Origin of the sequence: Psychromonas sp. CD1, assembly GCF_002239585.1 — a bacterium.
Taxonomy (GTDB): domain Bacteria; phylum Pseudomonadota; class Gammaproteobacteria; order Enterobacterales; family Psychromonadaceae; genus Psychromonas.
This window is the reverse complement of the sequence record NZ_NDFH01000003.1, coordinates 373,110-384,240: the sequence shown is the minus strand read 5'-3', so window position 1 is coordinate 384,240 and position 11,131 is coordinate 373,110. Positions and strand designations below refer to the sequence as shown.

Annotated in this window: 10 protein-coding genes; 3 read left to right on the top strand and 7 right to left on the bottom strand. The window is 38.5% G+C overall.

Annotated features, from left to right (window positions below; all coding sequences use genetic code 11):
• Positions 1 to 42 precede the first annotated feature (42 nt).
• The 6 genes from odhB to sdhC all read right to left on the bottom strand — a co-directional run bounded on the left by odhB (position 43) and on the right by sdhC (position 7,393).
• Positions 43 to 1,251 carry a 2-oxoglutarate dehydrogenase complex dihydrolipoyllysine-residue succinyltransferase gene (gene odhB, locus B8W84_RS03160; protein ID WP_094751880.1) on the bottom strand — a complete coding sequence of 403 codons (1,209 nt, stop codon included), beginning with the start codon at positions 1,249 to 1,251 and terminating at the stop codon, positions 43 to 45.
• 42 nt (positions 1,252 to 1,293) lie between these two features.
• Positions 1,294 to 4,101: a 2-oxoglutarate dehydrogenase E1 component gene (locus B8W84_RS03155; protein ID WP_094751879.1), complete on the bottom strand. Its 2,808-nt coding sequence runs from the start codon at positions 4,099 to 4,101 to the stop codon at positions 1,294 to 1,296.
• An 85-nt stretch (positions 4,102 to 4,186) separates the two neighbouring features.
• The gene (locus tag B8W84_RS03150; RefSeq protein ID WP_094751878.1) at positions 4,187 to 4,900 is read right to left on the bottom strand and encodes a succinate dehydrogenase iron-sulfur subunit; all 714 of its coding nucleotides are present in this window, start codon (positions 4,898 to 4,900) and stop codon (positions 4,187 to 4,189) included.
• A gap of 12 nt (positions 4,901 to 4,912) precedes the next feature.
• Positions 4,913 to 6,679: a succinate dehydrogenase flavoprotein subunit gene (gene sdhA / locus B8W84_RS03145; protein WP_094751877.1), complete on the bottom strand. Its 1,767-nt coding sequence runs from the start codon at positions 6,677 to 6,679 to the stop codon at positions 4,913 to 4,915.
• 1 nt (position 6,680) lies between these two features.
• The gene (sdhD, locus tag B8W84_RS03140; protein ID WP_094751876.1) at positions 6,681 to 7,025 is read right to left on the bottom strand and encodes a succinate dehydrogenase, hydrophobic membrane anchor protein; all 345 of its coding nucleotides are present in this window, start codon (positions 7,023 to 7,025) and stop codon (positions 6,681 to 6,683) included.
• Entirely contained in the window at positions 7,019 to 7,393 is a 375-nt protein-coding gene (sdhC, locus tag B8W84_RS03135) for a succinate dehydrogenase, cytochrome b556 subunit (protein WP_094751875.1), read from the bottom strand. Before sdhC ends, sdhD begins: the two co-directional genes overlap by 7 nt.
• 421 nt (positions 7,394 to 7,814) lie before the next feature.
• On the opposite strand from sdhC, the gene B8W84_RS03130 reads away from it, so the two are divergent.
• Both B8W84_RS03130 and aat read left to right on the top strand, forming a co-directional pair.
• A complete protein-coding gene (locus B8W84_RS03130; RefSeq protein ID WP_094751874.1) occupies positions 7,815 to 9,107 on the top strand; it encodes a citrate synthase in 1,293 nt (430 codons plus the stop codon).
• A 129-nt stretch (positions 9,108 to 9,236) separates the two neighbouring features.
• Positions 9,237 to 9,956, top strand: coding sequence for a leucyl/phenylalanyl-tRNA--protein transferase (gene aat, locus B8W84_RS03125; protein WP_094751873.1), 720 nt, complete (start codon positions 9,237 to 9,239; stop codon positions 9,954 to 9,956).
• On the opposite strand, the gene B8W84_RS03120 is transcribed toward aat, so the two are convergent.
• Positions 9,942 to 10,346: a CBS domain-containing protein gene (locus tag B8W84_RS03120; RefSeq protein WP_094751872.1), complete on the bottom strand. Its 405-nt coding sequence runs from the start codon at positions 10,344 to 10,346 to the stop codon at positions 9,942 to 9,944. The genes aat and B8W84_RS03120 overlap by 15 nt on opposite strands.
• A gap of 150 nt (positions 10,347 to 10,496) precedes the next feature.
• Here B8W84_RS03120 and B8W84_RS03115 point away from each other — a divergent pair, with 150 nt between their 5' ends.
• Entirely contained in the window at positions 10,497 to 11,039 is a 543-nt protein-coding gene (locus B8W84_RS03115; protein ID WP_094751871.1) for a DUF2058 domain-containing protein, read from the top strand.
• Positions 11,040 to 11,131 lie beyond the last annotated feature (92 nt).

Sequence of the window (11,131 nt, the reverse complement as noted above, 5' to 3'; positions counted from 1 at the left end):
GAAAATAATATATTCCTGCACGAAAAAGAATACAGATATTATTTATATATCCAATAATAAACGCGTTGGATCTTCTAATAATTCTTTAATCGTAACTAAAAAACCCACTGATTCTTTACCATCAATTAACCGATGATCATACGACAGTGCTAAATACATCATAGGCAATATTTTCACTTCCCCATTTACAGCCATCGGACGATCTTCAATTTTATGCATACCTAATATGGCAGCTTGTGGCGGGTTAATGATAGGAGTTGAAAGTAGAGATCCAAATACACCACCATTAGTGATAGTAAAGTTTCCACCCGTCATTTCATCTACGGTGAGTTTTCCATCGCGACCTTTTATCGCTAAAGCTTTGATCCCTTTTTCAATGTCTGCAAATCCGAGTGTATCCGTATCGCGCAAAACGGGCGTCACCAGACCTCGAGGTGTCGAGACCGCAATGCTAATATCAAAAAAGTTATGGTAAACAATATCCTCACCGTCAATCGCAGCATTTACTTCAGGATAACGTTTTAAGGCTTCCGTAACCGCTTTAATATAAAAAGACATAAAGCCTAAACGCACTCCATTTTTCTTTTCAAATGCTTCTTGGTACTGCTTACGTAATGCCATGATAGGTTGCATATTTACTTCGTTAAAAGTCGTTAGCATAGCCGTACTATTTTTCGCTTCCAATAAGCGTTCTGCAACACGTTTACGCAAACGGGTCATCGCCACTCTTTTATTACCGCGAGCTGCAATAGTACTAATAACATCGTCACTTTTTGATGTACCCACTACCGCATCTACACTGTTGTACCGTTCAACATCACAACGGACTATCATTCCCCCCTTACCACTCCCTTTTATGCAACGAGGATCAATACCCTTGTCATGCACTAAACGACGTACAGAAGGACTTGCATCAATCACTAAATCAACGTCTTTATCGACACTATTAGGACGACTTTCAAGTACAGGTTGCACTGTTTTATCTACACTTTGAGTATGCGTAACCGTTGGTGCACTTCCTTCTTCGAGGTGACCTAAAATCTGCTTTGATAAAACCGTTGCCCCTACTTTTTCTACAATGTTTTTTAAAATGCCAGATGCCGTTGCGGGAACTTCTAGGACAACTTTATCCGTTTCTATCTCCACTAATACGTCATCTCGTTCAACAAAATCACCCACCGCTTTTAACCATGTTGCAACACTTGCATCTTCAACCGATTCTGGTAATTCTGGTACTAAAATATCAATCATAATTCACACCCTACAGTCATCATTTTATACTTATTAAAAGAGTTATTGCGTTAAGTTTAATGCATCATCTACTAATTGCGTTTGTTGCTTAATATGTAATGACATATACCCCACAGCAGTGGAAGCAGATGCCTTTCGCCCGGCATAAAAAAGAGTTGCACCAGGTGGTAAAACATTTCGAAATTCATGTTGACAGCAATACCATGCACCTTGATTCTTCGGCTCTTCTTGACACCATATAAACGTTTTTATATGCCGATAATCATCTAATATTGCATTGACCTCCTGTGTGGGGAACGGGTACAGTTGTTCAATACGTATGATGGCAACATGATCTAACTTTTGAGCGCGACGCTGTTCCAGTAATTCATAATAAACTTTGCCACTACAAAGCACGACTCGCGTAACATTATTGGCATTGATAGGATCAATTTCTCCAATCGCATTTTGAAACGTTCCGTTCGCTAATTCATCTAAAGTTGAAATTGCCAAATGATGACGTAACAAAGATTTAGGTGACATCACAATCAAAGGCCTACGCATTGGTCGTATCGCTTGGCGGCGTAACATATGGTAAACTTGCGCCGGTGTTGATGGAATACAAACTTGCATGTTGTTCTCTGCACAGAGTTGTAAATAGCGCTCTAACCTTGCCGATGAATGTTCAGGACCTTGACCTTCATATCCATGTGGCAACAATAAAGTAAGACCACACATGCGCCCCCATTTCTGCTCTCCCGACGATAGAAATTGATCAAAAACCACTTGGGCAGCATTAGCAAAATCACCAAATTGAGCTTCCCAAATACAAAGTCCTTTTGGTGTGCTGATTGAATAGCCATATTCAAAAGCCAGCACTGCCACCTCTGACAACACAGAGTCATAAATATCAAAAGTCCCCTGATTTTCAGAAATGTTTTGTAAAGGTGTATATGTAGTCCCTTTTTTTTGCTCATGGATAACAGCATGTCTATGGAAAAACGTCCCGCGCGCCGAATCTTGCCCCACTAAACGAATATTAAAATCATCATCGAGTAGCGTTGCATATGCAAGATTTTCTGCAAATCCCCAATCACATGGTTTTTCACCTTTTGCCATTAATTGGCGACCCGTATATATTTTTTTTACGCGCCCCTGAGCTTCATGATTTTCAGGATAAGCACAAATTGACTTCGCAAGTTCGATTAAACGTTTTTTTGAAAACTTTGCTACGTAAGGCTCATCCCAATCATGTTTAAGATATTTGGCCCAATGCATATTTACTTTTTCTGTTTTTTCCCATTCTTTAACGACACATTCTCCATTATCTAATGCATCGCGATAATCAATCACTAACTGTTTAGCATAACCACTTTTGATAACGCCTTCTTTTTCAAGTTTTCGAGCGTATATCTCTCTCGGCGTAATATGATTTTTTATCTTCTGATACATTAAGGGCTGCGTTGCATTGGGTTCATCGGCTTCATTATGACCATGGCGACGATAACACACGAGATCAATAACAACATCGCGTTTAAATGTATGACGAAAATCTAATGCGATTTGTGCGGCTAAAATTACACTTTCAGGATCATCTGAATTAACATGAAAGATAGGTGCCTGCACCATTTTTGCGATATCGGTGCAATAACGAGTAGAGCGTATATCTTCTTGATTTGATGTCGTGAAACCGATTTGATTATTGATAATTATACGGATGGTGCCACCCACTTTAAAAGCTCTAGTTTGTGACATATTAAATGTTTCTTGCACGACGCCTTGGCCCGAAAACGCAGTATCACCATGCACCGTGATCGGCAATACACTTTCACCAGAGCTCTTTAAGCGTTCTTGACGCGCGCGTACAGAGCCAAGTACAACAGGACTAACAATCTCTAAATGCGAGGGATTAAACGCAAGAGATAAATGTACTTTGCCTTTTGCAGTTTTAAACTCACAGCTAAAACCTTGATGATATTTAACATCACTAGAGCCGTCAAATTGACTCTTAACACCCGCAAATTCATCAAATAATTCACTGGGTTTTTTACCTAAAACATTCACTAATACATTTAAGCGTCCACGATGTGCCATACCCAACACTACTTCTTGGGCACCCAACTCACCACCTCGACGAATAAGCTCTTTAAGCATGGGGATAAACGTATCGCCACCTTCGAGTGAAAATCGTTTAGAGCCAGGATACTTAGAACCGATATAGCGCTCTAAGCCTTCCGCCGCCGTTAACTCTTCTAAAAAACGATTTTTAGAAGAGTCGCTAAAAGAAGGTTTGTTACCACTAGACTCAATTCTTTTTTGTATCCAACGCTTTTCGACACTATCGGTGATATGCATGTACTCAACAGCTAATGTGCCACAATAGGTCGATTTTAATGAGGATAATAGGTCTTTTAATATCATCCTCTCAGTGCCACCTGCATATGAGCCCACATTAAAATCGGTTTCTAAATCAACACCTTCTAAATCATGATAGAAGGGATCTAAATCTTGCACATTTTGATTCTCTATTAACTCTAAGGGGTCTAGTTGTGCATTTTCGTGCCCTCTAATTCGATAGGCCTCAATTAACTGTAAGACTTTAACTTGTTTAATATCATTATATTTTACTTGTACTGACGGCGATATAAATTTAGGCTGTTTAGCCGCCTTTTGCATTTGTTTGCGGATTTTAGAATGTATTTCTTCAGGTAAATCGTTGACTTTCGGTAAGGCTTCAAATACTAATCGCCAATTTTCATCAACATCGGTAGGGTTTTCTAAATAAGATTCATAAATTGCTTCAATATAGGTCGAATTTGCCCCATAAAGATGCGAAGAAGCTAACCAGTCTTGCATCACATTTTGTGCCATTAACGTTCCTTAATATAGCCGTCAAATATTTTTTAATAAATGAAATTGTTACTTAGTCTATAAATACACCTAAGTAACTAATTTTTCAAATAGCGCGTTGTAATAACATAGATTTAATTTTACCAATGGCTTTGGTAGGATTCAATCTTTTAGGGCAAACACTGACACAATTCATGATCCCATGACACCGAAATACACTAAAAGCGTCATCTAAATCAGCAAGACGTGACTCCGTAGCCGTATCTCGACTATCCATCAGGAATCTATAAGCTGCCAGTAGTCCAGCAGGACCGATAAATTTATCAGGATTCCACCAAAACGACGGGCAAGATGTTGAACAACACGCACACAATATGCATTCATATAAACCATCGAGTTCTTTACGCTGCTCAGGTGATTGTTTAAATTCTCCCGCCGGTGGTAAATGACCATCTGTGATTAAATAGGGTTTCACTTTTTCATACTGTGTATAAAATTGTGTCATATCAATAATCAAATCTCGGATCACAGGTAGCCCTGGCAAAGGACGAATAATAATCTTACCTTTATTAACTAAATCGGAGAGTGGTGTAATACAAGCCAATGCATTTTTACCATTAATATTTAAACCGTCCGAACCACAAACACCTTCTCGACAAGAACGCCTAAAACTTAATGAGGTATCTTTTTCTTTCAGTAAGATAAGTGCATCTAGCACCATCATATCGCTTCCTTGTGCAATTTCTAAGAAAAGATCTTGCATATACGGCGCATTATCAACATCTGGATTATAACGATAAATTGAAAATTTGACATTCATGATAAAAGCCTTCTAGTAGACACGTGCTTTAGGGGGAAATGCTTCTCGTAATACAGGCGCCATATTAACCGCGCGTTTACTCATTTTCTCATGTATAGGATCATATAAGCTATGGCATAACCAAACTTTATCATCCCTATCTGGAAAATCAAAACGACTATGAGCACCGCGACTCTCTGTTCGAAAATTAGCGGCAACTGCCGTTGCATAAGCGGTTTCCATTAAATTATCGAGCTCTAAGCATTCAATTCGAGAAGTGTTAAATTCTTTACTATGATCCTTTAATTGGGCGTTTTTCAAACGTTTACGTAAGACCTTAAGCTCTTCTAAACCCTCAGCCATCGCTTTACCTTCACGGAAAACCGAAAAATTATTTTGCATGCATTGCTGTAAATCTTTGCGGATTTCATCAGGACACTCATCACCTTCACCTTTTTCCCAATGATTTAAACGTGCCATTGCCTGATCAATATTTTCTTGTGTTACCTCTTTGACCTTATTTTCAGCCCCTAGAATTTCACCAAGGTGTTGCCCTGTAGCGCGCCCAAATACGATAAGATCCAATAGTGAGTTTCCCCCTAAACGATTGGCACCGTGTACTGACACACAAGCAATTTCGCCAACAGCAAATAGCCCTTGCACTTCAACATCTTTACCCTCTGCATCGACTCTAAGCACTTGTCCCTTTATTGTCGTTGGTAGCCCCCCCATCATATAATGGCAGGTTGGAATAACCGGAATAGGCTCTTTAACCGGATCAACATGTGCAAAAGTACGCGATAATTCACAAATTCCAGGCAACTTAGACTCTAATACCTCTTCGCCTAAATGATCTAATTTTAATTTTACATGTAGACCCCAAGGCCCATCACAGCCTCTTCCTTCGCGAATTTCTATCATGATTGAGCGAGCAACTACATCACGTCCCGCTAAATCTTTAGCATTGGGTGCATAGCGTTCCATAAAACGTTCGCCATCTTTATTTAAAAGATAGCCTCCTTCACCACGACAACCTTCGGTCACAAGTACCCCTGCACCTGCAATCCCGGTCGGATGAAATTGCCACATTTCCATATCTTGCACAGGTACGCCCGCACGCAGAGCCATACCAATACCATCTCCAGTATTAATATGTGCATTTGTCGTTGAAGCATAAATGCGTCCTGCGCCGCCTGTCGCAAATACTGTTGCCTTCGCTTTAAAAAACACAATATCGCCAGACTCAATATCTAATGCGGTACAGCCCATCACCACCCCATCATCATTTTTAACTAAATCAAGTGCATACCATTCGGAAAACACGATGGTTTTATTTTTAATGTTCTGCTGATAAAGCGTATGTAAAAGAGCATGCCCTGTCCTATCGGCAGCCGCCGCAGTACGCGCAGCTTGCTCGCCACCAAATTCTATTGATTGTCCACCAAAAGGCCGCTGATAAACACTGCCATCTTCAAAACGAGAAAAAGGCAAACCCATATGCTCTAATTCACGCACCACTTCAGGACCATTTTTACACATGTATTCAATCGCGTCTTGGTCGCCAATATAATCGGAGCCCTTAACCGTATCGTACATATGCCACTGCCAATCATCCTTATGCGCATTACCTAATGCGACCGTTATCCCGCCTTGGGCTGACACGGTATGTGAACGTGTAGGAAATACTTTACTGATTAAAGCACAGCTTTTGCCTTGCTCAGAGATAGAAAGTGCGGTACGCATACCTGCGCCACCCGCACCAATTATAATTGCATCAAACTCTCGGATTGGTAATGTCACCTTAAATACTCCACAATATTACAACACCAGAAAAGACATAAATAAATGCGACGCATGTTAAAAGAAACTGTAACGTGCCACGCAAACGTGTACCTTTAATATAATCAGTTAATATTTGCCAGATACCAATCCATGCATGCACTAAGAGAGACATTAATGCAAACATGCTAAAGACTTGGGTGCTTAGCAACGTAAAAAAGTTTCGCCACATATAATAATTTATATCATTAAACGCTATAAAACCAACAAGATATAACACGTAAGCAAGTAAAACCAGCGCACTTGCTCGTAACAAAATATAATCGTGAACACCACTTCGTCCAAACGTTCCCGCTACTTTTACCATACTAATACTCCTGCAAATATTGATAAGATTAGCGTTAATACAAACCCACAATACGCACTCCATGATGCACTTGTCATCTCTTCCCAAAAACCTAAGTCTTGCAAAAGATGACGAACACCAAACACCAGATGGTAAGCAAGACCTGTTAAAATAACCCAAATAATAAACTCAACAAATAAAAGGTCAAAATAACCCATAACCCGATTAAATCCAACGGGACTGCTAAGTGAAAGATTCAAAAGGATCATAAATATCGCTAAACTAATAAAAACAATAATACCCGATACGCGATGCAGTATTGAAGCTGTCGCAGTGACAGGAAATTTTACTGTGGCAAGATCTAAATTTTTAGGTCTTTCTTTATGCACGATTTTTCTCTTTATAGTTAATGGATAAGGAAGGATTCTATTATTTAATATACTATGTTAAATGTTAATTTTATGTGACAAATCTAAATGGTATTTGTGATGTAGATAATATATAAAATCAAATTTGTGATGAAGTGTGCAATTTTAATTATACAAACTTTCTCTCTGAAGCTACTGTATATATACGTGTGATACCGTTATTTATATAGTAACAAATCCTTAAAGTAGCAAGAAGTATAAACAGGATAGTTCATAGTACGGTGATATCATTGACACAACGCTTTTAAGGCTGTAGGTTTTTAAGGCTGTAGCTTTTTAAGGCTGTAGAGATAGAACACTAAATTTAACAGAATTATACATTCCATGCGGTTATACATATCGCATTTATAATTTTATATTTGAACTCGCAAGGGAGCATTAAATGTCCGATCTAAAAGCAATTCTACACTTACCCGGCCAAGAGCCGATTGAGCTTCCGATCATCAAAGGCACTGCTGGTCATGATGTTATCGATATTCGCACTTTAGGGAAAACAGGATATTTTACATACGACCCCGGTTTTCTAGCGACTGCTTCGTGTCGTTCGAGCATTACATTTATTGATGGTGAGGCCGGGATTTTAGAATATCGGGGTTATCCGATTGAACAACTCGCTGAAAAATCTGATTATTTGGAAGTTTGTTATCTTCTATTAAATGGAGAGCTTCCCAATAAAAAACAATTTGATGATTTTCATCACACGGTACTAACGCATACCATGTTGCATGAACAATTAGTAAAACTCTATTCAGGATTTCGTCGAGACTCGCATCCCATGGCATTAATGGTGGGGGTGGTCGGTGCCCTTTCCGCTTTTTATCACGATTCACTAGATATAAACAATGAATCACACCGTGAAATTGCAGCTTATCGTTTAATCTCAAAAATGCCAACATTGGCGGCAATGAGCTATAAATACTCACTCGGGCAACCCTTCATTTATCCTGATAACTCTCTATCTTATGCCGGTAATTTTTTAAAAATGATGTTTGCAGTGCCTTGTGAAGAATATATCGTGAATCCTGTACTTGAACGAGCCATGGACAAAATATTTATTTTACATGCGGATCATGAACAAAACGCATCGACATCAACCGTTCGCTTAGCAGGCTCATCTGGCGCTAACCCTTTTGCCTGTATCGCCGCAGGCATCGCTTCACTTTGGGGACCTGCTCATGGTGGTGCGAATGAAGCTTGCCTCGATATGCTAGAAGAAATAGGAACTGTCGAACGCATTCCTGAATTTGTAGCGCGCGCTAAAGACAAAGATGATCCTTTCCGTTTAATGGGCTTTGGTCATCGAGTTTATAAAAGTCATGATCCACGAGCAACAGTTATGCGTAAAACCTGCCATGACGTATTAAAAGATCTTAACATCAACGATCCTTTACTCGATGTTGCAATGGAACTTGAACGTATCGCCCTTGAAGATCCATACTTTATTGAGAAAAAACTTTATCCAAATGTCGATTTTTATTCTGGAATCGTTTTACGTGCGATTGGGATCCCAAGCTCAATGTTTACCGTGATCTTTGCTATCTCTCGGACGATTGGCTGGATCTCACATTGGAAGGAGATGCTAGATCAGCCAGGACAAAAAATAGGTCGCCCTCGTCAACTTTACACCGGTAAGCGAAACTTAGATTTCCAATGTGTAACCGACCGATGCAAGTAGTCTAAATTAAAACTTAAAAAGCCAGTATTTATACTGGCTTTTTATTGTAAAATAATAAAATGAAAAATTATTTAATTTAAAACTTAAAAAGCCAGTATTTATACTGGCTTTTTATTGTAAAATAATAAAATGAAAAATTATTTAATTACTTTGAATCAAGATCCTACACATTTTCCAAATGTTAACCGAGCACTAATCTCCCCCGATGGCTTATTAGCCATCGGGGGAGATTTAAGCCCTCTACGAATTATTAGCGCCTATCAACAAGGCATATTCCCTTGGTATAGTGCAAACGATCCTCTTCTCTGGTGGAGCCCAACAAATCGAGCAACTATTCGGGCGGGTAACGTACATATTAGTAAAAGCATGCGCCGCCTGATTAAAAACAATCCATACACGATTAGTGTCAACAAACACTTTGATAAAGTAATACATGCTTGCGCTAAGCCTCGCGCAGCCCAAAATGAGACATGGATAACCAAAGAGATAAGCCAAGCCTATATTCGATTACATCAACTAGGTTGGGCACACTCTATTGAAGTCTTTTATTTAGGAAAATTAGTCGGAGGTCTCTACGGTATTGTGATTGGACAAATATTTTGTGGTGAATCCATGTTTAGTGTGATGCCGAACAGTTCCAAACTTGCGTTTATTGCTCTACATCAACACTTTCAATCTTATAACGGTCAACTTATAGACTGTCAAATACTGACCACACACTTAGAAAGCTTAGGAGTAAAGGAAACTCCTAGAGCTGATTTTATAAAACAGCTCAACTTATATAACAAGAAGCCCCTTAAATCTGATTGTTGGCAAGCACAAGAATTAATCCTATCAACAGTTTTCTAATTGCCGAGTTATTGCCCTTAAAACATGCTTACGTGATATTAAACCAATATACAGATTATTCTCATCAACAATTGGATACATTTTAGGCTTGTTTTGCAACATTATTTGGGCTAAATCAACAACATTCATATCTGATTTTAAAATCAAAACATCTTTAAACATCACATCTTCCACTAAAGCCACCAGCTCACAATGATAACTAGCTTCTAACATTTTAGCTAAGCAATCTTGCTCTGATAACCAACCAATCACATGCCCTACGTCATCGAGGACCGGCCCACCAAATTGAGGATTAGACAATAGGATTTCAACAGCATTAGCGATGGTCATCTCTTTTTTAAAAGATAGGCTTTTGCCAATCATATATTCTTTAATTTGTAAATTAGTCATAGACATTTCCTGTTTGCATATATTAAAGCGTAATCAATTTTAAGTATTTGTCGATTTTTATGGGAAAATAAGTCGTCTTACATTAAATACTATATCCTTAAAATCTCTTTATCGGTAAAATAGATTTTTTATCTTGAGTAAAGGTCACATATGGCATCCCTACAAGAACAATTGATGAAATCTGGTTTGATTAATAAACAAAAAGCAAAACAAGCACAAACAGAAAAACGACGTAAAGCAAAACAGAAGAAGAAAAAAGGAACTCACGAAGTATCTGAATTACAGTTATCACTGCATCAACAAAAAGAACAACAAAAAAATCAAGATTTAGACAAAAATCGCCAACAACAAGCAGATCTAGATGCGCGCTCTGCACATGGTAAATTGATACAAATGATAGCTCAACATTGTGAGAAGTATTACCAAGGTGAAATTGATTATCATTTTACCTATCAAAATAAAGTGAAACGTATCGCAATTAACAACCAAACACAACAAGCGCTTATCAATGGTATGCTTGCAATTTGTGTACTTAATGATGAATTTTATCTAATTCATAAAGAAGCGGCAGAAAAACTCAGTGCCATTGATGCTTCTGTTTTAGTTTCTTTACATGAAAAAGTAGAAAAATCAGAGATTGATGACGATGATCCCTATGCGGAATTTGCCGTACCGGATGATCTTATTTGGTAGGAAGTTGAAAAAACGCTATTTATTAAAAAATACGCGTTATATTTTTGTACAGTATAAAAAACCAACTCTCATTGGTTTTTTATACTAATAAG

Bases quoted from the DNA above. Each gene is read 5' to 3' on its own strand.
- B8W84_RS03150 (WP_094751878.1), bottom strand. From the start codon at position 4,900: ATGAATGTCAAATTTTCAATTTATCGTTATAATCCAGATGTTGATAAT.
- sdhD (WP_094751876.1), bottom strand. From the start codon at position 7,025: ATGGTAAAAGTAGCGGGAACGTTTGGACGAAGTGGTGTTCACGATTAT.
- odhB (WP_094751880.1), bottom strand. From the start codon at position 1,251: ATGATTGATATTTTAGTACCAGAATTACCAGAATCGGTTGAAGATGCA.
- B8W84_RS03120 (WP_094751872.1), bottom strand. From the start codon at position 10,346: ATGACTAATTTACAAATTAAAGAATATATGATTGGCAAAAGCCTATCT.
- B8W84_RS03130 (WP_094751874.1), top strand. From the start codon at position 7,815: ATGTCCGATCTAAAAGCAATTCTACACTTACCCGGCCAAGAGCCGATT.
- B8W84_RS03155 (WP_094751879.1), bottom strand. From the start codon at position 4,101: ATGGCACAAAATGTGATGCAAGACTGGTTAGCTTCTTCGCATCTTTAT.
- B8W84_RS03115 (WP_094751871.1), top strand. From the start codon at position 10,497: ATGGCATCCCTACAAGAACAATTGATGAAATCTGGTTTGATTAATAAA.
- aat (WP_094751873.1), top strand. From the start codon at position 9,237: ATGAAAAATTATTTAATTACTTTGAATCAAGATCCTACACATTTTCCA.